The organism is Pseudomonas sp. NFACC25 (assembly GCF_900100935.1).
In the GTDB taxonomy this organism is placed as follows: Bacteria; Pseudomonadota; Gammaproteobacteria; order Pseudomonadales; family Pseudomonadaceae; genus Aquipseudomonas; species Aquipseudomonas marginalis.
The window spans coordinates 475,580-498,830 of sequence record NZ_FMUC01000002.1 but is presented as its reverse complement, the minus strand read 5'-3'; the positions used below and the strand labels follow the sequence as shown (position 1 = coordinate 498,830).

At 64.3% G+C, this 23,251-nt stretch carries 18 protein-coding genes; 13 read left to right on the top strand and 5 right to left on the bottom strand.

Translation table 11 applies throughout. The annotated features are described in order from the left end of the window. Nucleotides 1–82: 82 nt before the first annotated feature. The 4 genes from BLQ09_RS06435 to tssA all read right to left on the bottom strand — a co-directional run bounded on the left by BLQ09_RS06435 (nucleotide 83) and on the right by tssA (nucleotide 3,822). On the bottom strand, nucleotides 83–571 hold the full coding sequence (locus tag BLQ09_RS06435; RefSeq protein ID WP_015886558.1) for an Hcp family type VI secretion system effector: 489 nt from the start codon (nucleotides 569–571) through the stop codon (nucleotides 83–85). A gap of 171 nt (nucleotides 572–742) precedes the next feature. Next, the gene (gene tssC / locus BLQ09_RS06430) at nucleotides 743–2,239 is read right to left on the bottom strand and encodes a type VI secretion system contractile sheath large subunit (RefSeq protein ID WP_027608264.1); all 1,497 of its coding nucleotides are present in this window, start codon (nucleotides 2,237–2,239) and stop codon (nucleotides 743–745) included. Between the two features lie 2 nt (nucleotides 2,240–2,241). Beyond that, entirely contained in the window at nucleotides 2,242–2,748 is a 507-nt protein-coding gene (gene tssB / locus BLQ09_RS06425; RefSeq protein WP_017135823.1) for a type VI secretion system contractile sheath small subunit, read from the bottom strand. A gap of 54 nt (nucleotides 2,749–2,802) precedes the next feature. Beyond that, the gene (gene tssA, locus BLQ09_RS06420) at nucleotides 2,803–3,822 is read right to left on the bottom strand and encodes a type VI secretion system protein TssA (RefSeq protein ID WP_092355893.1); all 1,020 of its coding nucleotides are present in this window, start codon (nucleotides 3,820–3,822) and stop codon (nucleotides 2,803–2,805) included. Nucleotides 3,823–4,219: 397 nt separating this feature from the next. On the opposite strand from tssA, the gene tagH reads away from it, so the two are divergent. The 13 genes from tagH to BLQ09_RS06355 all read left to right on the top strand — a co-directional run bounded on the left by tagH (nucleotide 4,220) and on the right by BLQ09_RS06355 (nucleotide 21,737). After that, nucleotides 4,220–5,548, top strand: a complete 1,329-nt coding sequence (tagH, locus tag BLQ09_RS06415) for a type VI secretion system-associated FHA domain protein TagH (RefSeq protein ID WP_027608266.1) — start codon at nucleotides 4,220–4,222, stop codon at nucleotides 5,546–5,548. A 57-nt stretch (nucleotides 5,549–5,605) separates the two neighbouring features. Beyond that, the gene (gene tssJ, locus BLQ09_RS06410) at nucleotides 5,606–6,115 is read left to right on the top strand and encodes a type VI secretion system lipoprotein TssJ (RefSeq protein ID WP_027608267.1); all 510 of its coding nucleotides are present in this window, start codon (nucleotides 5,606–5,608) and stop codon (nucleotides 6,113–6,115) included. 19 nt (nucleotides 6,116–6,134) lie between these two features. After that, nucleotides 6,135–7,469, top strand: coding sequence for a type VI secretion system baseplate subunit TssK (tssK, locus tag BLQ09_RS06405; protein WP_065926728.1), 1,335 nt, complete (start codon nucleotides 6,135–6,137; stop codon nucleotides 7,467–7,469). Between the two features lie 6 nt (nucleotides 7,470–7,475). Further along, nucleotides 7,476–8,765 (top strand): DotU family type VI secretion system protein, encoded by a 1,290-nt coding sequence (locus BLQ09_RS06400; protein WP_027608269.1) that lies wholly within the window; start codon nucleotides 7,476–7,478, stop codon nucleotides 8,763–8,765. Next, entirely contained in the window at nucleotides 8,762–12,262 is a 3,501-nt protein-coding gene (gene tssM, locus BLQ09_RS06395) for a type VI secretion system membrane subunit TssM (protein ID WP_092355890.1), read from the top strand. Before BLQ09_RS06400 ends, tssM begins: the two co-directional genes overlap by 4 nt. Continuing rightward, the gene (tagF, locus tag BLQ09_RS06390) at nucleotides 12,259–12,912 is read left to right on the top strand and encodes a type VI secretion system-associated protein TagF (protein WP_027608271.1); all 654 of its coding nucleotides are present in this window, start codon (nucleotides 12,259–12,261) and stop codon (nucleotides 12,910–12,912) included. Before tssM ends, tagF begins: the two co-directional genes overlap by 4 nt. Next, nucleotides 12,913–13,632 (top strand): PP2C family protein-serine/threonine phosphatase, encoded by a 720-nt coding sequence (locus BLQ09_RS06385; RefSeq protein ID WP_027608272.1) that lies wholly within the window; start codon nucleotides 12,913–12,915, stop codon nucleotides 13,630–13,632. Continuing rightward, the gene (locus tag BLQ09_RS06380) at nucleotides 13,629–16,637 is read left to right on the top strand and encodes a serine/threonine-protein kinase (protein ID WP_092355887.1); all 3,009 of its coding nucleotides are present in this window, start codon (nucleotides 13,629–13,631) and stop codon (nucleotides 16,635–16,637) included. The genes BLQ09_RS06385 and BLQ09_RS06380 overlap by 4 nt, the downstream gene beginning before the upstream one ends. After that, on the top strand, nucleotides 16,637–17,341 hold the full coding sequence (locus tag BLQ09_RS06375) for an ABC transporter ATP-binding protein (protein WP_092355884.1): 705 nt from the start codon (nucleotides 16,637–16,639) through the stop codon (nucleotides 17,339–17,341). Before BLQ09_RS06380 ends, BLQ09_RS06375 begins: the two co-directional genes overlap by 1 nt. Continuing rightward, nucleotides 17,341–18,525: an FtsX-like permease family protein gene (locus BLQ09_RS06370; protein ID WP_092355881.1), complete on the top strand. Its 1,185-nt coding sequence runs from the start codon at nucleotides 17,341–17,343 to the stop codon at nucleotides 18,523–18,525. Before BLQ09_RS06375 ends, BLQ09_RS06370 begins: the two co-directional genes overlap by 1 nt. Nucleotides 18,526–18,568: 43 nt before the next feature. Next, a complete protein-coding gene (locus BLQ09_RS06365) occupies nucleotides 18,569–20,227 on the top strand; it encodes a formylglycine-generating enzyme family protein (RefSeq protein ID WP_223841654.1) in 1,659 nt (552 codons plus the stop codon). 84 nt (nucleotides 20,228–20,311) lie between these two features. Continuing rightward, nucleotides 20,312–21,238, top strand: coding sequence for a type VI secretion system-associated lipoprotein TagQ (tagQ, locus tag BLQ09_RS06360; protein WP_027608277.1), 927 nt, complete (start codon nucleotides 20,312–20,314; stop codon nucleotides 21,236–21,238). A gap of 124 nt (nucleotides 21,239–21,362) precedes the next feature. Further along, nucleotides 21,363–21,737 (top strand): hypothetical protein, encoded by a 375-nt coding sequence (locus tag BLQ09_RS06355; RefSeq protein ID WP_003195530.1) that lies wholly within the window; start codon nucleotides 21,363–21,365, stop codon nucleotides 21,735–21,737. Nucleotides 21,738–21,783: 46 nt separating this feature from the next. Here the strand turns inward: BLQ09_RS06355 and BLQ09_RS06350 are convergent, their stop codons facing one another. Beyond that, nucleotides 21,784–23,184, bottom strand: coding sequence for an aminoacyl-tRNA deacylase and HDOD domain-containing protein (locus BLQ09_RS06350; protein ID WP_092355875.1), 1,401 nt, complete (start codon nucleotides 23,182–23,184; stop codon nucleotides 21,784–21,786). Nucleotides 23,185–23,251: the final 67 nt, after the last annotated feature.

Below are 23,251 nucleotides of genomic sequence, written 5' to 3'. Positions count from 1 at the left end.
CAGCTCCACGGACGGGTTGCGAGAGGGACAAAAGGCTTGTGGCCGTGGCGTAAAGCCACAGCCACAAGCGCTATCAGTGCTATCAGCGCTTGGTGTTGGAACGGATGTTCCAGCCAAACTTGATCGCGCCGCCGTCTTTGGTGCCGTCGGCTTTCTGCGGCTGGTAGTCGACCATCACTTGGGCGAAGTTCAGGGTGACGTTTTCAGTCAGGCGGTCATCGCCGCCCGAACCGCCGGTGCTCAGGGACGTTACCAGCACTTCTTCCAGGTTGATCACCATGTACTCGACCTGGCTTTCGCCACCGGCCTTACGCACGGTCAGCTTGACCTTGTCGATGTGTTTGCCGCTGGCGCAGTGCATCATCAGGTTCGGCGAGGCCTTGTCGACGTACTTGGTCAGCGACAGGTCCTGGATGTTCACCTTGCCCGCGCCGCCGCCACCGCCAACGTGCATGTTGCCGGACTGGGCCATGCCCCAGCTCCAGTTCAGCACGTCGATTTCGTCCTTGTGGGCCTTGTCCATGGACTCGCCCTTGATGTCGCCGATCTTGATGAAAATATCAACAGCCATGTTTTCTCCCTGTGTGGCTCTTGCCACTGAATTTGAGTGACTCCAAATGGGCAGTGCTTTTGTGTGGTAGGGGGCTTGCCCCCGATGCAGGCACCTCGGTGTGTCAGTCACACCCCAGTGATGCTATCGGGGGCAAGCCCCCTCCCACAGAAGAGCCAGCTCATCCGTGGGTTAGGCGCTTTTCGCCGAAGGCAGCTTCGATACCAGGCGCAACGACACGGTCAGCCCTTCGAGCTGGTAGTGCGGGCGCAGGTAGAACTTGGAGTTGTAGTACCCCGGGTTGCCCTCGACGTCTTCCACGATCACCTCGGCGGCGGCCAACGGGTGCTGGGCCTTGGTGGTCTCGGTGGAGTGCGCCGGGTCACCGTCGACGTAGTTGAGGATCCAGTCCTGCAACCAGCGCTGCATCTCGTCCTTCTCTTTGAAGGAACCGATCTTGTCGCGCACGATGCACTTCAAGTAGTGCGCGAAACGGCAAGTGGCGAACAGGTACGGCAGACGCGCGGCCAGGTTGGCGTTGGCGGTGGCGTCGGGGTCGTCGTATTCGGCCGGCTTCTGCAACGACTGGGCGCCGATGAACGCGGCGAAGTCGGTGTTTTTCTTGTGCAGCAGCGGCATGAAACCGTTCTTCGCCAGTTCCGCTTCACGGCGGTCGCTGATGGCGATTTCGGTCGGGCACTTCATGTCCACGCCACCGTCATCGGTCGGGAACGTGTGGGCCGGCAGGTTTTCCACTTCACCGCCGGACTCCACGCCACGGATGCGCGAGCACCAGCCGTAGTGCTTGAACGAACGGTTGATGTTCACCGCCATCGCGTAGGCGGCGTTGGCCCAGGTGTACTTGGAGCTGTCGGCGCCGTCGGTGTTTTCTTCGAAGGCGAAGGCTTCCACCGGGTCGGTTTTGGCACCATAGGGCAGGCGCGCCAGGAAGCGCGGCATGGTCAGGCCGATGTAGCGCGAGTCTTCCGATTCACGCAGCGAGCGCCAGCCGGCGTATTCCGGGGTGGTGAAGATCTTGGTCAGATCGCGCGGGTTCGACAGTTCCTGCCACGAGCCCATGCCCATCACGGTCGGCGATGCCGCAGCAATGAACGGGGCGTGCATGGCGGCGCAGACTTTCGACAGCTCGCCCAGCAGTTCCACGTCCGGTGGCGACTGGTCGAAGTAGTAGTCGCCCACCAGGCAACCATAGGGTTCGCCGCCGAACTGGCCGTATTCTTCTTCGTACATCTTCTTGAAGAGCGGGCTCTGGTCCCACGCGGTGCCCTTGAATTTCTTCAGGGTCTTGTGCAGGTCCGGCTTGGAGATGTTGAGCACGCGAATCTTCAGCTGCTCATCGCTCTCGGTGTTATTGACCAGGTAGTGCAGGCCACGCCAGGCGCTTTCCAGCTGCTGGAAATCCTGGTGGTGGATGATCTGGTTGACCTGGGCGGTGAGCTTGGCGTCGATGGCGGCGATGATCGATTCGATCGATTTGATCGCGTCGTTGGACACCAGGTCGGTTTGCGCCAGGGCCTGTTCGGCCAGGGTGCGCACGGCGGTTTCCACGGCTTCGCGGGCACGCTCGGTCTTGGGCTTGAATTCCTGCATCAACAAGGATGCGAACTCGCTGGTTTCCTCGGTTGCACCCAGGCTCTGGGTGCCTTCGCGGGCGGTATTGTCAGTCATGATTACTGGTCCCCTGCAGGCTTAGGCGCACTGGCAAGTGCCTGGAGCAGTGCCGGGTCCTTGATCGCCTTCATGATGATTTCTTCAGCGCCAGTCTTGCCGTCCATGTAGGTCAGCAGGTTGGCCAGCTGGGTGCGGGCTTCGAGCAGTTGCTTGAGCGAGTCGACCTTGCGGGCCACGGCGGCCGGGCTGAAGTCGTCCATGCTTTCGAAGGTGATGTCCAGGCTCAGGTTGCCTTCGCCGGTCAGCTCGTTGGGTACGTGGAATGCCACGCGCGGCTGCATGGCCTTGAGGCGCGAGTCGAAGTTGTCGACGTCCACTTCAAGGAACTTGCGGTCGGCCACCGGCGCCAGAGGCTCGGCAGGCTTGCCGGCGAGGTCGGCCATCACACCCATCACGAAGGGCAGCTGGACCTTTTTCTCGGCGCCGTAGAGCTCGACGTCGTACTCGATCTGCACTCGAGGCGCGCGGTTGCGCGCGATGAATTTCTGAGAACTTTGCTTCGCCACGTTGCTGCTCCTGGTCGCTTGAGCGACGGTGTTGTTACTGCGCAGTCGAGCGGCTTACTCGCCGTCCGGGCCGCGCAGGTTTTCAAATTGGGACATCCCATCGGGAATCAGATTGCGCACGATGGCCGCGAAGTCGGCGTGCACAAGATGCTTGGCCCGGTTCAGCAACACCGGCAACGGGCTCGAAGGCTCGTGCCGGGTGTAATACGCAAGGATCTTGTCGAGGCTGCGCAGCACGTCATCACGGTTGCTGATGTCGCCGCTGGGGCGAGGTGCGGCGGGGGCAGCGGCGAAGTCCACCGAGGGGGCATTGTCGTCACTGACGGCCTCGGGTTCGCTGCTGGCAGCGCTGTTCGGAACAAACTGGTTAAGCACCTGCAGCGCCTGCTTGAGCGGTTGCTTCAACAGGCTGAGGTCCACGCCTTGGGCGGAACCCACCTGGTCGCTGACCTGCTGCTCGATGGCTTCGCAGGCGGCGCGTGCGGTGCTCAAGGCGTCGCGGGTGGCTTGCAGGTGTTCGGGGTCGCTGTCGAGGAACGCGGCGTTGAGCTGCTGGGCGCCGAGCTGTTCGTCGGGGAAACTCATCAGGCCGCTGGCATTCAGCGCGGCGCGCAGGCTCACAGGGCCGAAGGTGCGCGAGCGCGTGAGGATGCTTTCGCGCAGCAGACGAATGGTCGCATCGCTGGTCAGGCCGGAGAGGGCGTTGATGCGTACGGTGGGGTCGTTATCGTCGTCGGCATCCAGGCGCGGGTGCAGGTCGGCCCAGTATTCGCGCAGCAGCGCATTGATCAACGTGAGGACTTCAGCCAGCCCGGCCGCACCCTGGAGGGCGAGGGAGCTTTGCAACAGGAAATGGGTGATGCGCAGGTCTTTGCTGCGCTGCAGCAAGTCGAGGCTCTGCTGCTGGATGCTGCGCCATTCCGGCGGCTCGGCGGGCAGGATCGAATCGCCCATGCTGCGCTCGGGTTGGCCCTTGGCATCACGCTCCAGCTGGAGAAAATCCGCGTCATATTCCATGTCTTCGCCACAGGGCGAACTGGCGGAAACGGCGGTGAGCAGCAACGGCACATCCACTGAAATTGATCTCCCTATCGGCCCGTTGTTAGATGGCGGGCAATGCATGCATTAGTTGCACAAGGAACTTTGCATGTTTTCTTGGTCATATAAGCAAGATGCCACTAATGTGCCATCACTGGTATTCAAGAAGTTGTGCATTTTTGGTGTAGTACTTATGCCTTGTCAAGGTAAGCTATTCGCCCTCTGTGACAGATGTGCGGTGCTTAACAACCTGTGCGACTGGTGGGTCGAACGACGCACCGGCATAGGATTTTTGTCATGGAGCCCAGTTAAGATCAGCGATCATGCTGGCATCAGCAGGTTTTGAACGGTCGATTGCACGACCTGATGGGGATCTCCCGGGCGTCGCTGTCCCTGGGGTCGACTGCGCGCGAAGTATCAGCAAGGAGGCAAGATGTCGCTGTGTTTGACTATCACTAGTTATCACAAGATTACCCCCGGGCAATGCTCGGAAAAGTCCATGAACCAGGGCTCGATGGCTATCGGCCGCAGCTCGGATAATGACTGGGTATTGCCTGATCCCGAGCGCCTGGTGTCTTCGCAGCACTGCGTTATTCAATACAAGGATGGTCGTTATTATTTAACCGATAACAGTACAAACGGTGTGGAGTTGGTTAACGCCGGCATCCGTTTGCGCAGGGGTAACAGCGAGCTGTTGCAGGATGGCGAGCTGATCCGCATCGGCGATTACGAGATCCAGGCGCGGATCGACTTCAACATGCAGGCCATCGACAGCCAGCCGTTCGCCGGTGATTCGCCGAACAGCTTTGAGGCCCTGATGGGCGCCGTGGCGAACAAGCCCGCGCCGACGCCGGTGATTGCCCCGCAATTCCAGGGCGCTTCGTCGATGGACACGCTGCCGGACCTGTTCGACTTCCTCAGCCCCACCACCGTGCCGCCGCCCACCGTGGCCGACCATGTTCCCAGCGAACAACACGACTTCCGCCCGCCGACCCCGGTGGCGGTACCCGTGGTCGAGACGCCTGTGGTCTCGGGCTCGGTGATTCCCGAAGACTGGGACCTGTTTGGCGACACGCCGGCACCGTTGGCCAGTGCGCCTCCGCCACCGCCACCCGCACCGATCATCCAGCCGCCACCCGTGGTCGAGCCAGCGCCCCCTGTAGCCGACACCCGGCAGCCCGATCTCTTGCAAGCCTTCCTGCGCGGTGCCGGCCTGGACCAGTTGCGCCTGGACAAGGCCCAGGCGGAGGCGCAGATGGAAAACATCGGCCGCAGCTACCGCCTGATGGTCGAAGGCCTGATCGACGTATTGCGTGCCCGCGCCAGCCTCAAGGGTGAGTTCCGCATGCAGCAGACCATGATCCAGCCTGCCGAAAACAATCCGTTGAAATTCGCACCGAATGCCGACGAAGCGTTACTGCTTTTGCTTCGCCACGGCAACCAGGCGTTTATGGCGCCGGACATTGCCGTGCGCGACAGTTTTGATGACCTGCGCGCCCACCAACTGGCGGTGATGGCCGGGGTGGAAGCAGCGATCAAGCACCTGCTCACGCGCTTTGAACCGGCGCAACTGGAAGAGCGCATGGGCAAGCCCGGCGGGCTGTCGAACCTGTTCGCCGGCTCGCGCCAGGCCCAGTACTGGCAGCAGTTCACCGAGCTCTACAGCAATATTTCCCGCGAGGCCCAGGAAGATTTCCAGGACCTGTTCGGCCGTGAATTCAGCCGGGCCTACGAAGAACACAGCGCGCGACAGCGTCGGTAAAACCGCGCCGCAACCTATGGATTAACGGATAGCTAAGTACGTCATTGAGGACGCAGGATGATTCCCAGGTTTTTACTCGCAGTCGCCACCGCGCTGCTGCTGACCGCGTGTAGCAAGGATGCGGTCAAACCCGAAACGGCTGCTGAGGCTGAAGTGGACACCGCCGCCGTCGAGCTGCACTTCCACGCCATTGCCGGGCTTAACCCCGGCGCCAACGGCCAGGCCGCGCCGGTGCGGGTGCGCATTTTCGAACTGAAGAACGCCGCCACCTTCGCCCGCTCCGATTACTTCGCCCTGGCCGACCGTGCGCAATCGACCCTCGGCCTGGACCTGCTGGACCAGGACGAAGTCATGGTGCAACCCGGCCAGCAACTGAGCATCCAGCGCGACCTCGACCCCTCCACGCGCCAGATCGGCTTGCTGGTGGGTTATCGCGAGTTGGACCGCGCGCAATGGCGCACGGTGATCAACGTGCCGGCGCGCCAATACACCGAATACCAGATCAGCCTCGATGTGCGTGCCGTGCGCGCCGACGTCGTGGTCACCCCATCCAGCCCTGCCCAATAAGAAGCAATCGGAGCTCCCCATGTCCTGGAACAATCGCGTGGTCTGGTCGGAAGGCATGTTCATCGGAACGCAGCACTTCCAGCAGCATGACCGTTACCTGGAAAACCTGATCGACGCCCGCAGCCGCCCGTTGTCCGCCGGCGCCTGGGGGTTTTCCGAATTGCTGATCGACCAGGGCCTGCTGGCCCAGGGCAAGCTGGCCATCGTCTCGGCGCGCGGCCTGTTGCCCGACGGCACGCCGTTCAACATTCCCCAGGATGACCTGGCGCCCAGCCCGCTGAACATCGACGACAACCTGCGCGATGGCCTGGTCTACCTGGCCTTGCCACTCAAGCGTGCGGGGGCCCGCGACACCGTGGATGAAGGCGAAGCCCTGGAAGCCGCGCGCTACGTGAGCCAGGTGCGCGAAGTGCGGGATGACAACGCACCGTTCGAAAACCGCGCGCCGGTGGCCGTGGGTTCCCGGGCCCTGCGCTTGCTGACCGCCCAGGATGGCATCAGTGACTACGCCGCCGTGGGCCTGGTGCGCATCAAGGAAAAACGCGCCGACCGTGCGCTGGTCCTAGACGACAGCTACATCCCGCCCGTGCTGGACGTGGCCGCGAGCAAGCCGTTGAGCGCGTTTCGCAGCGAACTGCTGGGCCTGCTGCACCAGCGCGGCGAAGCCCTGGCGGGCCGCGTGGTTGCCTCTGGGGCCGGCGGTGCGTCGGAGATCGCCGACTTCATGCTGCTGCAACTGGTCAACCGCGCCCAGCCGCTGATCCAGCATTTCAGCCAGTTGAGCCCGCTGCACCCGGAGCGCTTTTTCAGCGCACTGGTCAGCCTGGCCGGTGAGTTCTCGACCTTTTCCACTTCAGGCCGTCGTCCCCAGGAATACCCGCAATACCAGCACGACGACCTGGCCCTGAGCTTCGCCCCGGTCATGGCGGCCCTGCGCGAAGCCCTGTCGATGCTGATCGACAGCAAGGCCACGCCGATCCCGATTGTCGAGAAAGCCTACGGCGTCCACGTGGCCATGCTGGCCGACAAGACCCTGCTCGACAGCGCCAGCTTCATCCTCGTGGTCCGTGCCGATGTGCCCGGAGAAACCCTGCGTGCGCGCTTCGGCCAGCAGAGCAAGGTCGGTTCGGTGGAGCACATCCGCGACCTGGTCAACCTGCAACTGCCGGGTATCACCTTGCTGCCGTTGCCAGTGGCGCCGCGCCAACTGCCGTACCACGCAGGCTCGACGTACTACGAACTGGACCGTGGTAGCGAGCATTGGCAGCAACTGGGCAATTCCGGTGGTTTTGCCTTCCATATCGCCGGGCAGTTCCCGGGCTTGAACCTGGCCTTCTGGGCGATCCGAGGATAATCCGCGATGCATCCCAATGATGACGACCGCACCCAGTTCATGCCGCGCCCGGGTGGCCGCGCGCCGGAACCCGCGCGTGCCGAGCCGGCCCCGCTGTCGATGCCGGCCGCGCCGATTCTCACCGGCAAAAGCCAGGGCCTGAACCCGCTGGAAAGCGCCGCCGGCCCGCTGTTGGCGCTGTTGACGCGCCTGCGCAACACCATCGCGCACCCGGCGCCGGCCAGCCTGCGCGCGCAGTTGCTGGCGTACCTGCGCCAGTTCGAAGAACGCGCCGAAGCCGCTGGCGTGGCCCGCAACGAGGTGCTGCTGGCGCGCTACGCGCTGTGCACCGCCCTCGATGAGGCGGTGTTGAGCACGCCGTGGGGCAGCACCAGCGATTGGGGCAAGCAGAGCCTGTTGATCACCGTGCACAACGAGGCCTGGGGGGGCGAAAAAGTCTTCCAGTTACTCGACCACTGCCTGCAAAGTCCACGGGAGCGCCTGTACCTGCTGGAGCTGTTGTACCTGTGCATGTGCCTGGGGTTCGAAGGCCGTTACCGCGTGATGAACGACGGTCGCAGCCAGTTGGAAGCCTTGCGTGAGCGCACGGCGGCGGCGATTCGCAGTGCTCGCGGTGACCACGAGCGCGAACTGTCGCCCCATTGGCGTGGCGTCACCGTCGCGCGTGATCGGCTGGCGCAGTTCATGCCGCCCTGGATCGCCGTGGCGATCGGCCTGGCGTTGTTGCTGGCCTTGCTGTTCACCTTGCGCCTGCTGCTGGCGGCGCAGGCCGAGCCGGTGTTCAAGAACATCCATGCCCTGGGCGAGATCCCGGTGCAGGCCATCGACCGTCCGGTGGCACAGCCCAAAGTGATCGAGCGTCCGCGTCTGGCCGGCTTCCTGGCGGAAGACATCAAGGCCGGTCGCGTCGCGGTGGAAGACAAGGTCGACCGCTCCGTGGTCACCATTCGTGGCGATGAGCTGTTTGCGTCCGCCAGTTCCAGCATCGTCGATGACTACCAGCCGCTGATGCTGCGCATCGCCGACGCCATCCGCAAGGTCAAGGGCCAGGTGCGCGTCACCGGGCACAGCGACAACCGCCCGATTGCTACGCTGCGTTTCCCGTCCAACTGGGCATTGTCCGAAGCGCGGGCCAAGTCGGTATTGGAAATCCTCGCGGCCAAGACCGGCCAGGCTGATCGCTTCAGTGCCGAGGGCCGCAGCGACACCGAGCCGTTGGCGACCAACGCAACTGCCGAAGGCCGTGCCCGCAATCGTCGGGTTGAAATCACCGTATTGGCGGAGGGCGTCGAGTGAAGGCGTTTTTCAGTTTCATGATTCGCTGGGTGATCCCCGTGCTGGGCCTGATCGCCCTGAGCCTGATCATCTGGTTTGTGGGGCCGTTGCTCGACGTGCTGGTGCCGGAAGGGCGCCGTTGGGCGCTGATCATCCTGGTGTTTGCGGTGTGGATCGCCTACCGCGTGTTCCGCATCATCCAGGCGCGGCGCCAGGCGGCCGAAGTGATGCGCAGCCTGGCGGCCGAAACCCCGGCCGACCCCAACAGCGTGGCCACCGCCGAAGAGCTCACCACCCTGCGCCAGCGCATGGACGAAGCCCTGGCGCTGCTGAAAAAGGCCAAGCTCGGTGGCGACGAACGTCGCAACCTTTATGAGCTGCCGTGGTACGTGATCATCGGCCCGCCGGGTTCGGGCAAGACCACGGCGCTGGTCAACTCCGGGCTGCACTTTCCGCTGGCGGCCCAGTTGGGTGCCGGGGCGGTGCGCGGTGTCGGCGGTACGCGCAACTGCGACTGGTGGTTTACCGACCAGGCGGTATTGCTCGACACCGCCGGCCGCTACACCACCCAGGACAGCAATTCGACGGTGGACAAAGCCGCCTGGCTGGGCTTTCTCGACCTGCTGAAAAAGCAGCGCTCGCGCCGGCCCATCGATGGCGCCTTTATCGCCATCAGCCTGTCGGACCTGCTGCTGGGCACCGATGCCGAGCGCGCGGCCCATGCGGCGGCGATCCGCCTGCGTATCCAGGAGCTGTACACCCAATTGGGCGTGCGTTTCCCGATCTACCTGATGCTGACCAAGCTCGACCTGGTGCCGGGCTTCATGGAGTTCTTCGACAACCTGAGCAAGGAAGAACGCGCCCAGGTCTGGGGCATGACCTTTGCCCTGGACGACGGCAAGAACAGCGACAGCCCCCTGGCGCACCTGCAAAGCGAATTCGCCGGCCTCGAGCAGCGCCTCAACGAACGCCTGGTGGAGCGCCTGCAACAGGAGCGCGACCCGGCGCGGCGCGACCTGATCTACGGTTTCCCGCAGCAGTTCGGCGCATTGAAGGACTGCCTGCAAAGCTTCCTCGAAGGCGTGTTCAAGCCCAATGCCTTTGAAGAACGCGTATTGCTGCGCGGCGTGTACTTCACCAGCGGCACCCAGGAAGGCAGCCCGATCGATCGCCTGATCGGCGCCATGGCCCAGAGCATGAACCTGGACCGCCAGCACCTGGCGCGCCAGAGCGGCACCGGGCGCAGTTACTTCATCGAAAAACTCTTCACCGCCGTAGCCTTTGCCGAACGTGGCCTGGTGGGCGTCAATCCGAAAGTCGAGCGTCGGCGCACGTGGATCGCACGCGGTGTACTCGCGGCCACCGTGGCCTTGGTGATCGTGGTCAGCAGCCTGTGGTGGGTGAGTTATCGCGCCAACCAGGCGTATATCGCCCAGGTCGACCAGAAGGTCGCGCCACTGGGCCAGACCGTCCAGAACCTCAGCCCGGCACAGCGTGAAGTGCTCGCGGTGCTGCCGCTGCTCAATGCGGTGAAGAACCTCGCGGGGGATTCGCCGAGCTGGTCCGAAGGCCTGGGGCTGTATCAGGGCGATATGCTTGAAGCCGAGTCCGCCAGCGTCTATCGCAAGCTGTTGATCGCCGTGTTTGCGCCGCGCCTGGTGACGCGCATCGAGGAGCAACTGCACGGCGGCGGCAACTCCGACTTCCTCTACGAAGGCCTCAAGGCCTACCTGATGCTCGCCGACAGCGAGCATTACGACCCGGACTTCATCAAGGCCTGGATCGCCCTCGACTGGGACCGCAACCTGCCGCGCGACCTGCCGGCCGATCAGCGCCAGGCGTTGAGCGGGCACTTGCAGGCGCTGTTCGAGCGCCATCCGCCGAATGCGCGCCTTGACCCGCGCTTGATCGACGATCTGCGTCGCCAGTTGCAACAACTGCCGGTGGCCCAGCGTGTCTACGACCGGGTCAAGCGCCAGAAACTGCCCGAAGGCATCCCGGACTTCCGTATCAACGAAGCCGCTGGCCGTGACGCTGCGCTGGTGTTCAGCCGTAAAAGCGGCAAGCCGCTGGGCGAGCCGTTGAGTGGCTTTTTCACCGCCAAGGGTTATCGCCAGGCGTTTTTGCTCAGCAGCCTGAACCAGACCGGCACCCTGGCCGAAGAGCAATGGGTGCTGGGCCATGAGCAGGCCGATCAGCAGAACGTGGTCAGCCTGGCCGCCGATGTGCGTCGCCTGTATTTCCAGGACTATCAGCGCCAGTGGGATGCGCTGCTCGCCGATATCGACTTTGTGCCGATCACCAGCGTGGCCCAGGCGGCCGATGTGCTGCGGGTGATTTCCGGGCCGAGTTCGCCGCTGAAAAAACTGCTGGTGGCCGTGGCCAAGGAAACCGATCTGCAAGCCGAAGAGCGCCAATTGGCCGCCAAAGGCGTGCCGGTGGAAGGTGGCGTCGACAAGCTCAAGGAGCGCCTCGGCAGCCTGCTCGGCCAGGAGCAACCGACGGCCAATGCGCCGGCTGCAGCGGATGATCCGGTGACCGCGCACTTTGCCGAACTCAACAGCATCGTCAGCAAGAACGAAGGTGAACCGGCGGCCATCGACGGTCTGTTGTCGGACATGAACGCCCTGTATGTGCAGGTCAGCGCCATGGTCGGGGCCAGCGGCGATGCCTTGCTTGGCGAGGCGAAGAACCAGGCGGCGGCTGCGGCCACACGGGTCAGCCTGAACGCCGAGCGCCAACCGCCGCTGGTGCAGGGCATGGTCAAGTCGGTGGTCAACTCCACCACCAACAGCATGATGGGCGGGGTGCGTAACCAACTGAACGCGGCGTGGGTCAGCGAAGTGGTCAATGTGTACCGTCAGTCCCTGGCCGGCCGCTATCCGATGTCGCCGGGCAGTGCGCGGGATGCGACCCTGGATGACTTCGGCCAGTTCTTCGGTGTGGGCGGGGTGATGGACAACTACTTCCGCAAATACCTGCAGCCGTACGTGGACACCTCGGCACAGACCTGGCGCTGGCAGCCGGGCGCGGCACAGAAACTCGGGATTGCGCCGGGCGTGCTGCAAACCTTCCAGCGCGCGGCGACGATCCGCGATGCATTTTTCCGCTCCGGTGGCACCCAACCGATCGTACGTTTCGAACTCAAGCCGGTGTCGATGGACCCGACCATCACCCAGTTCCTGCTCGACCTCGACGGCCAGCAATTGAGCTACGACCACGGCCCGAGCCGCCCGGTGGCGATGCAATGGCCGAACCCCGGCAGCATTGGCGTGGTGCGTATCTCGATCATGCCGCCGTCGGCCAGTGGCCGCTCGGGCGTGACCCTGGACGGGCCGTGGGCCTGGTTCCGCCTGCTGGAACAGTCGGACCTCACCGCCGGCAACTCGCCGGACCGCTTCAACCTGCGCCTGCGCGTCGACGGTGCGAGCATCGCCTACGAGTTGCGCGCCAACAGCGCCTTCAACCCGTTCAAGAGCCGCGTGCTCAGTGGCTTCAGCCTGCCGGAGCGGTTATGACGACGCTGGGTTTCTACGGCAAGCTGGCCAGTCGCGGAGATTTCGTCAGCCGTGCCTTGCCCCAGAGCTTTATCGGCCCGTGGGACAGCTGGCTGGCGGCGGGGTTGCTCGCCAGCCAGAACAGCCTCGGCGCCGACTGGCTCAATGCGTACCTGGTCAGCCCTCTGTGGCGCTTTGTGCTGGCGCCCGGCGTGTGCGGGCCGGACGCGGCGGCGGGCGTGGTGATGCCGAGCATTGACCGGGTCGGGCGCTATTTCCCGCTGGCGGTGGTCGCCTTGCTCGATCACGACATCAACCCGGCGTCCCTGGTGGGCGGGCCGGACAGCTGGTTCGAGCAGGCCGAAGAGCTGTTGCTCAGCACCCTGGATGCCGGCGCGACGTTTGAACGCTTCAACGCTGGCCTCGACGACCTGGGCTTACCGGCGACCGAGCCGCGTGCGGTGGACAGCCGTTTCGCCGGCCTGCAGCGCGTGGCGGCCAGCGTGCCGCACCAGCGCATGACCGCGCTCGCCGAACAGGCCTGCGACGGTGCGAGCCTGTGGTGGGGGCGTGGTTCGCAGACGATTTCCCCTGGTTTATTGCGGTGTCAGGGCCTGCCTGCCGCCGGCGATTTTGCGCAGTTTCTGCTCGGACAAGAAGGTGTGGTGTAGATGGGGTCGACGTACAAATCCGCGAGCAAAAGCCATGTGGGCATGGTTCGCCAGGTCAACGAAGACGCGTGCCTGGACCTGCCGGAAAACCGCCTGTGGGTGGTGGCCGACGGCATGGGCGGGCACGCGGCGGGGGATTATGTCAGCAGCCTGATCGTCGACAGCCTGCGCAGCGTGCCGATGGGCCGTTCCCTCGACGAGTACTCGGCAGCCCTGCGCAATGACCTGACCCGCATCAACGCCGCCGTGCGTGAAGAAACCGCCAACCGTGGCGTGACCATGATGGGCAGCACGGTGGTGGTGCTCGCCGCGCGCGGCTTGCGCGGTGTGTGCCTGTGGGCCGGCGACAGTCGCCTGTACCGCCTGCGCGACGGCGTGCTCGAAGGCATCTCTCGCGATCACAGCTACGTCCAGGACCTGCAGGACAGCGGCCTGCTCAGCGAAGCCGATGCCCGCGTGCACCCGCGCGCCAACATCGTCACCCGCGCCATTGGCGTGGAAGCCCAGCTGGAACTGGCGGTGGTCGACCTGCTGATCGCCCCCGGCGACAGCTACCTGCTGTGCAGCGATGGCCTGAACAAGACCGTCGAAGACCATGAGATCCGCGAAGTGCTCAGCCACGACGCGCCGGATGAAATCGTGCGCAGCCTGGTGCACCTGGGCCTCAACCGTGGCGCGCCGGACAACATCACCGCCATCGTCGTGAAGGTATCGGCATGAACATTGTGATTCCGGGCTATGACATCGACGGCGAGATCGGCGAAGGCGCCATGGCCAGCGTGTACCTGGCGACCCAGCGCTCCCTGGAGCGCAAGGTGGCGTTGAAGGTGATGGCGGCGGCGCTGGCGGCCGACCCGAGCTTCTGCGAACGTTTCCTGCGCGAGGGCAAGACCCTGGCGCGGCTGTCCCACCCGCACACGGTGACCATCCATGACATCGGCAATGTCGGTGAGCTGTACTACATGGCCATGGAATACCTGCCCAACGGCACGCTCAAGGAGCGCATCGCCGCCGGCCTGACGCCGGAGCAGGGCATTACGCTGATCCGCCAGATCGCCTCGGCGCTGGGCTATGCCCATGCCCAGGGGCTGGTGCACCGCGACGTCAAGCCGGCAAACATCCTGTTCCGCGCCGATGGCACGGCGGTGTTGTCGGACTTCGGTATCGCCAAGTCCCTGGACGACCGCACCCAATTCACCCAGGCCGGCTTTGCCGTGGGCACGCCGAGCTACATGAGCCCGGAGCAGGCGCGGGGCCAGGAGATCGATGGCCGTGCCGACCTCTACGCGCTGGGCGTGGTGCTGTATGAAATCCTCGTCGGCAAGCTGCCGTACAACGGCAACGATGCGCTGTCCACCGCGCTGGCGCACCTGACCGAACCCTTGCCGGAATTGCCGGTGCACCACGGCCGCTATCAGGGCGTGCTGCGCAAGCTGTTGGCCAAGGACCCGGCGGAGCGTTTCCCGGATGCGGCGGCGCTGCTGCAGGCGCTGGATAACCTGCCTGCGGAGTCGCCGGAGGCCACGCTGGTGCGGCCGTTGCCGATCCCGCTGAGTTTTGATCTGGCGGGCATGACCCCGGTCACCATCGACATCCCGACCGACAGGCCCCAGGCGCAACCGGTACGCCAGCCGGTGGTAACGCCGACCCAGCACAAGGCCGTGTCCGAGCAACGCCGTGGGCCGGTGCTGGCACTGGCCGCCGTGGCGGTGGCCGTCGCATTGGCCGTTGGTGGCGGCAGTTACTGGTGGTTGAGCGGCAGTGATGAACCGGCCAAGCCGCCGGCTGCCGTCGTGCCTCAGGCCAAGCCCCCGGCGGCGGTCGCCGACGTGCCCCCGGCAACGCCCACTGCGGCCGCCGAAGTGGACGGCGGCCAACGGCCGTTGTTGATGGCCGGTAAGAAGACTTTGTTCCAGCGCGTCCTCAGCAAGCCCGGCGCCAAGCTGTCGGATGACGCCGGCGGCGCGCCGGGCAAGGCCCTGCCGGCGTTCTCCGTGCTGTATGTGTACCAGCGCAAAGACGTCGACGGCAGCCCGTGGGTGCGCGTCGGTGCCGCCACCGATGGCCGCAGCGACGGCTGGTTGCCGGCCGCCCAGGTCAGCGACTGGAAGCAAAGCCTCGTGCTCAAGTTCACCGAACGCTCCGGCCGGGCGCCGGTGATGTTCCTGCGCCAATCCGGCGAAGTGGAAAAGTTGCTCGCCGATCCAGCCGCCGCCAAAGGCGTGCTGGCCAAGGCGCAGAAGAACAGCGACGACAACGGCCAGGTCCTGGCCCTGGAGCCGGCCGCCAGCGCGGTGCCGCAGAACCAGTTCTACCTGTTGCCGATCTTCGACGCCAAGGAGAGCTTCGACGAAAACGGCCAGCCGGTGCAGTTGCTTAACGTCGCCTCCATCGACCCGGGCAGCAACGCTGCGGCCAAACCATCGACCCCGGTGATCAACGCCAATGCCGACGCCTTCCGCACTGCCGTGGTGCTGGTGGTGGACACCACGGTCTCCATGCAGCCCTACATCGACCAGATCCGCGACGTGGTGCACGAGTTGCAAACCCGTATCGCCGAGCGTGGCGAGCTGGACAGTGTCAGCTTCGGCATGGTCGGTTTCCGGAGCAGCATCAAGAAAACCCCAGGCCTGGAATACGTGGCCAAGACCCTGATCAGCCTCGACCAGGGTCGTGACCCGCAACGCTTCCTCGACATGGCGCGCCAGGTCAAGGCGTCTACCGTGTCCAGCCACTCCTTCAACGAGGACGCGTTTGCCGGGGTGATGCAGGCCGTGGACGGCATGGACTGGTCCGGCTACGGCGGTCGTATCATCCTGCTGGTCACCGATGCGGGCGCGCTGCGCAAGAACGACCCGTTTGCCGCCACCCAGATGAACGAAGCCGAAGTGCGCCAGGCCGCACTGGGCAAGCAGATCAAGATCTACGCGCTGCACCTGCGCACCGACGCGGGCAAGAAAACCCACGCCGGCGCCGAGAGCCAATATCGCATCCTCACCGCCGACGCCAACCCGCAGATCGGCGACCTGTACACGCCCGTGCCGGGTGGCGATGTGCGCAAGCTGGGCGAGCGTGTCGACGAGATCGGCAGTGTGTTCGCCAACCTCGTGCACCAGGTGCGCAGCAATACGCCGCAAGCGGTGCCGCTGCTGAGTGCCGCGCCGAGCCTGGCGGACAAATCCGCAGCGGTCGGCTATGCCATGCACATGGACTTCCTCGGGCGCCGGAACGCCAGCCAGGCGCCGCAGCTGGTCAGTGCCTGGACCGCCGACCGCGACCTGACCAACCCCGCGCTGCCGGCGTTCCAGGTGTGCGTGATGCTGACCAAGCTGCAGCTCAATGACCTGCAACAGTCGCTGAAACTGATCGTCGATGCGGCGCGCAAGACCCAGACCTCGCCCAAGGATTTCTTCCAGGAAATCGCCAGCGCCTCGGCCTATATGAGCCGCGACCCCCAAGCCCTGCGCAAGGGCGGCAACCTGGCCGACGGCGGCATTCTCGGCGAATACCTTGAAGGCCTGCCGTACCGCAGCAAGTCGCTGAACATGACCCAGGACCTGTGGTTGTCGTTGAGCGTGGCCGAGCAGGAAGACTTTATCGACGAGCTGGATTCGAAAATCCGCCTCTACGAAACCTTCCACAATGACGTGGCCAACTGGGTCCGTTTCGGCGATGCCGAGCCGGGCGATGCGTTGTACCGCGTGCCGTTGTCGACGCTGCCGTAATGCTGAACCTGAGCGCGGTGCACAAGAGCCGGGGTGTCGGCAGCCAGCGTTACAGCCTGGTGATCCCGGCGCTGCACCTGCGTGCCGGCGAGCAATTGGCGATTGTCGGGCCGAGCGGGTGCGGCAAGAGCACCTTGCTGGATCTGTTGGCGCTGGTACTGGCGCCGGATCAGGTGGGCCGGTTCGAATTCAACCGGCAGGACATTGGTGGACTGTGGCGCGCCGATCAGCAATCCACCCTGGCCGCGCTGCGCAGCCAGCACTTGGGCTATGTGCTGCAAACCGGCGGGCTGCTGGGCTTTCTGGATGTGCGCAGCAATATCGCGCTGTCCCGGCAACTGCTGGGGTTGAAAGACGACGGCAGCGTGACGCGCCTGGCGGAACAGCTGGAGATCAGCGACCAGTTGGCCAAGAAGCCGGCCGCGTTGTCGGTGGGCCAGCGCCAACGTGTGAGCTGCGCCCGCGCCCTGGCCCATGCACCGCAACTGGTGCTGGCCGATGAGCCGACGGCGTCCCTTGATCCGCTGAACGCCGAGCGCGTGATGCAGGCCCTGCTGGCCCAGGCCCGCGAGCACCGCACCGCCTGTGTGATCGCCACCCATGACGAACCCTTGGCCCGTACCAGTGGCTTGCAGGTGCGGCGCATCAGTTGCCGTCGCGATACCGATGGCGGCGTCACCGCGACCCTTGGGGAGGCGTGCTGATGCGCATCCCTCTGGTGGCGTCCCTGGCCTGGCAGGATTATCGCAACGATGCCTGGCTGTCGGCCTGTTCGGTGTTGGCGCTGGTGGCGGTGATCGCGCCGTTGCTGGTGTTGTTCGGCCTGAAATTTGGACTGGTTAGCAGTTTGACCGAACGTTTGGAGACCGATCCGGCCACCCGTGAAATTATTCCGCTGGGCGGTGGTCGATTCAGCAGCGCATTTGTCGAACAGCTCGGCCAGCGCAGCGATGTGGCGTTCGCCTTACCGCGCACGCGGCAGATTGCGGCGACGGCGCAGGTGGGCACGCTGACCCTGGAAATGCTGCCGACCGCTGCGGGTGATCCGCTGCTCAGCGGCCTGCCGATGCCCAGGGGCCTGGACCGGATCGTGCTGAGCCACACCGCTGCCGAGAAGCTTGCGGCGCGGCCTGGGGATTGGCTGGAGACCAGCTTTGCGCGGCAAGTGGCGGGGCGTGTAGAAGCCCAGCGCACGCGCTTGCAGGTACTGGCGGTGCTGCCGCTGGAAGCCTTCGCCCGGGATGGGTTGTTTGCCGATTTGAGATTGCTGGAAGCGGCGGAAGATTACCGCGATGGCCGTGCGGTACCGGCGTTGGGCTGGGCCGGTGATGAGGTGGGTGTGAGCGAGCAGCGGGTGTATCCGGCGTTTCGCTTGTATGCGCGCAGCCTGGCCGATGTGGAGCCGCTGCGGGTATTTTTCGCCGGGCAGAATCTGTTGGTATCGACCCAGGCACAGACGATCGCCCAGGTGCAGTCGCTGAGCCGCAACCTGTCGATCGTCTTCTGGATCATCGCCGGGTTGGCCTTGGCGGGCGCGTTTGCGGCGATCTTCGCCGGGGCGTTGGCCGCTGTGGCGCGCAAGCGCCGGGAATTGTCGGTGTTGCGCCTGTTGGGGTTTTCCACCGGCGCGCTGTTGTTGTTTGTGGTGCTGCAGGCGCTGTACAGCGCAGGGTTTGCCGCTTTACTCAGCGTTGGGCTGTATGGCCTGGCCGAGGCGGCGTTGAACAAGTTATTCGTGCAGGTGCCGGGCGAACACGCCAGCCACCTGCTGGCGCGTCACTATGGCGTGGCCCTGGTTGCAGTCCTTGGCGTCAGCGCCGTGGCGGCAGCCTGTGGTGGTTGGCGAGTGGCGCGTATCCAGGCTTCTGAAGGAATCAGAGATGTATAAGTTACTGGGCGCCGTTGTGGCGCTGAGCCTGGCCTCGCTGGCCATGGCCGATGAAGCGAGCGACAAGCTCGACAACCCCAAGCCGTTGCCCGACGACGTCAGCCTGCCGCTGCCGTGCGAAGGCACTATGGTGTTCCGCTACGCCTATGTGCTGGCCCAAGGGACCTTGGATGACCGCGAGATCAGCCTCGGCTACCCCTTCGCCGAAGGCGAGGCGGGTTACCAGCAGTCATTTATCTCCGGCTACCGCCGCGACTTTATCAACGGCCAGTTCACCCTCAAGGACTTGCCGAAAGACTGGAGCAAAGTCATTGCGCCGTTGATGCCGAAGACCGACGCCAAGACCCCGCTCAAGCCCATGCTGTACTTCATCGGCAAGTACGAAGTGACCGCCCGCCAGTACGCCCAGGTGATGGCCCAGGCGCAATCCCTGGCCAGTGGCGAACCGGCACCGGCGTGCGATGCGCCCACCGGCATGGCCGGGCGTTTGCCCAAGGTGAAGCTGTCGCGCTTTGAGGCCGAGCGCTTTTCGGCGGTGTACAGCGCCTGGCTGATGAAATACCACCGCGATTTGCTGCCGGTGAGCGGTCGTGGGTCGTCGGCGGAAGACGGCGGCCTGGGTTTCGTGCGCCTGCCCACTGAAGTGGAGTGGGAGTTCGCCGCACGCGGTGGCCAGGCGGTGAGTCGCCAGGACTTGGAAGGGCGCCTGTTTCCACGCCGCGTTGAAGGCAGTGAAAGCGATGGCCCGCTGGGTGATTACGCGGTGTTCAACCAGGTCGCCGGCGGTACTGGCCAGGCCGCACGCTTGATGCCTATCGGTACCAAGCTGCCCAACCCCATCGGCATGTTCGACGTGATCGGCAACGCCGCGGAAATGGTCCAGGAGTCCTTCCAGCTGGTGCACGCCGGTCGTCGCCAGGGCACCTACGGCGGCTTTGTGGTCAAGGGCGGCAACTACCTCGAAGGCGAGGGCACGCTGTTTACCGGCATGCGCCGCGAATACCCGCTGTTCGCCGCCGACGGCACCGAGCAGAGCAACGAGACCACGGGTTTTCGCGTGGCAATCGGTGCGTTGTCGGCGCCGCGCTCGCGTTACAAGGAGTTGTTTGCGCAGTGGCAGAAAGAGGGCCGCCTGGCCTCGCTGACCGACGCCATCGATGACGCCCAGGACCCGACCAAGCGCCTGGACAGCATCATCGCCGCCAGCGTCGACCCCAAGCTGCAGGCCGAACTCGGGCTGGTCAATGAAGAACTCAAGCGCAATGTCTCGCTGATCGCCCAGCAACGCGAAGAAGCGGCGGGCAACCTGATTCAGTCGGCCGCGCTGGTGGCCGAGACCATCAGCAACTACAACATCCGCCTGGCCAACCTGCAGAAGAGTCGCCAGCAGGCCCTGGACAACAAGGAAGAGGCCAGCGCGGCACTGTTTGCCACGGCCATCGAGAACGGACGCAGCGCCCTCGATGGCGCGGTGGCGATCTATATCGACAACCTGGCCACCGGCACGCGTTACACCGATGCGGTGATCCAGGCGCAGTTTCAACGGATCAAGGAAGAGTTGGATCGCAAGCCCGTGCTCGGCAAGAGCCTGGTGACGCGCGCAACACTGTTCGTTCGCCATGTCGGCAACTACCGCAAGCAACAGCGGGCCGACCCGGCGACGATCTTGAAGGAATTGCTCGCAGCGAGCGGTCAGCGCTGATCGCTGGCTGTATGGCGAGCTTGGAAGGGACTCAGGCGGCAGTGGCCGTGCTGGGCAAGTCAAACTTAGAAGAGAACACAACCTATGCTTTTTTCCCGTAAGGCGGTTTCCAAGCGTCACTTGCTGCTGATCGCGGCCGGCTTCAGCACTGTGCTGACCGGCTGCGCCACGTCGCCGGCCTCCAAGGTCGCGTCGAGCACCAAGGTCGAGTACTACCCCAACTGCTACGAGCCGGTGCAGCACTTGCGCGCCACCGATTCGAACATGACCAAGTCGGTGGTGACCGGTGCGGCCATCGGCGCGGCCGGCGGTGCCCTGCTCGGCGCCCTGACCGGCGACAAGGAAAAACGTGGCCGTAACGCCGCCATCGGTGCAGCGGGCGGGGCCCTGGCCGGCGGCGCAGCGGGTTACTACACCGAGCGTCAGAAGCAGATCGCCGATGACAACCAGCGCATTGCCTCGTATGCGGCTGACGTGAACAAAAGCGCCTCCGACATCGACCGCAGCACCGCGTACGCCAGGGCGTCCCAGCAGTGCTACCAGAGCGCATTCACCAAGTTGGTGGCGGATCGCAAAGCCAAGACCGTCAACGACACCGAAGGCCGCAAGCGCCTGGCGGAAATCGTCTCGGGCCTGAAGGAATCCAATGACCTGATCGTGGCGGTCAACGGCAAAGCCGCCGAAGACCTGAACAACTACACCCAGGCCTACGAGAAAGACCTGCAGCAGGTTGGCGTACAGCGTGCCGACGTGGTCACCGTGGCCAAGGCCGATGTAACGCCCGTTGTGACGCCGGGCAAGAAGAAAGGTACCGGCACCAAGCCACCGAAAAAGCCACCGCTTCCAACCGTACCAACAGAAGCCGTGAGCACCGAGAAAACCTTCCAGACCGCCCAGACCAAGCAGGATGAAAGCAAGAAGGTCGCCAGCGCTGGTAAAGCGCAGATCGAAGGCACTTGCCGCGATCCTAACCTGGTCGACTGGGCTCCGGTGCCTTGCCCTAACGTTTAAGTAACATGCTGCTATAAGCGTCAAACGCCAGCCGATCTTCCGCTAATGCGCAAGATCGGTAGCGTTCTTTTTGCAATTGGTTAAACTGCTGCGGCCACTCAATAATTACACCGAGGCCGTGTGCATGAAATTTCGTCTTCTCCTGTGGGTGCTGGGCCTGATGATGGGCAAAGCCAGCCGCACCAATCCTGCCTTCCAGCAACAGCTGGGTGACAAAGACCTCGCGTTCCAGTTGCAGACCCTCGACGGCAAGGTTGCCCGTCACTTCATCGTCAAGGACCAGCGCATCACCAGTCGCTCGGGTGTCCACCCGGCGCCGGCGTTTGCCATTGCGTTCAAGGATGCGGCCTACGGCTTCGCCACGATGCAGGCGAAGAACAAGCAACTGGCGTTCATGACGGGGATTCAGGACAAGTCGATCCAGATCAAGGGCAACCCGGCGCTGGTGATCTGGTTCCAGGGGTTGACCAAGTATTTGAAGCCGAAGAAAAAGAAGTAGGCTTTCAGGTCGACCGAGTTGGATAGCTATCTGACAGGCGCCAGATTCAGCCCTGGCTGAACTGCGAGGCCAATTCGCGCAGCAGCACCTCGGCATCCAGCACCTTGGCCACGACTTCATCCGCTTTGTCACGGCTCAAGCCCAGACGCTCAAGCAGTTCGTCCGGGATGGTCTCGTCCGGCCCGGACCCAATCCCCCGGCTGCGCAGCAGGCGCACGGCCAGGCACACCAGGTTCGGGTATTCGGCGTATTGCCCATCGTAGGTCGGGTCGTGCTGGAAACGCAGGGCAGTGGACAGCTCGTCCGGCATGTCCCAGTAGCGCATCAGCCAGGCGCCGATCTGCTCGCGGCTGATGCCCAGCAAGTGTTGCTCCACATAGCTGTGGCACAGGTGCGGGTTGACCTCCAGGTGGCGGCAGATCAGCGAGAAGTGCGGCGGGAACACATGGGCCAGCAACAGGTAGCCGAAGTTGTGCAGCAGGCCGGCGAGGTAGGTCAGGCCGGCTTCCGGGCGCTGGGCGCGGGGCATGGCGCGGGTCAGGCCTTCGATCACGGCGGCGGTGTAGATGGACTGGTGCCAGTACGGTGTGGCCTGGTGCGGGTGGTCCTTGGGCAGGCTCAAGGTCTTGCCCAGGGCCAGGCCCAAGGCGAGGTTGATCACCAGGTCAAAACCCAGCACGCGCACGATGGCGTCTTCCACCGAGCGGATCTTGCCCGGCGATGCGTAGTACGGCGATGCGGCCCAGCTCACCACCTGGGCGGCCAGGGCCGGGTCGGTTTCGACCACGCCGGTGATGTCGTCGATGGTGGCATTGGGGTCGACGCGCAGCTTGATGATCTTCTGGGCGGTGTCGGCCAGCGGTGGAATCTCGATGGTCGCTTCCAGGCGTTGCTGGATGCGGCGGGCGGTAAACGCCTGCATCGCCTGGGTGATTTCCTCACGGTCATCATTGGGGCGGTCGAGGTTCGGGCGGATGTTGCTCAGCGGTTCACCGAACTGGGCGGCGCTGGCCTTGGTGAGCATGGTCTTGAACGCATCGCTGGCGATTTCCAGCAGCAGCCCGGCTTCACCTGAATGCACCAGCAGGCTCGGTTCGTCGAGCAGGCTGCCTTCGTACAGGCACGGTGAACTGGTGAGTGCCGGCAGGCCCGGCAGCAGGCTCAGGTCGTGCTTGCCCAGCATGCGCGCGACGCGCTCCGGCGACACGGCCGTAAGGCGGCGACCCGTGAGTTCGGTGAGGCGGTTGAGGTCCAGCAGCTGGTTCTGCGGGAACAGCACCATCAGGGCGCCCACCGCGTCTTCCAGCAAGACGGCCTGGACTTTTTGCGCAGGATTCAGGCCCGGATGTTCGGTGACTTCCGTGTAGCTGATGGCGAGTTTTGCGAGCAAAGCCCGAATGACCGGCGGGGCGGTCAATGGGGCTGTGGCGTGGGCAACTTCTGACATGGCCTGATCCAATTTCTTACAGTCACCGAAGTATAACCAGCTTGATACACCTGTAGGTCGGATAAGT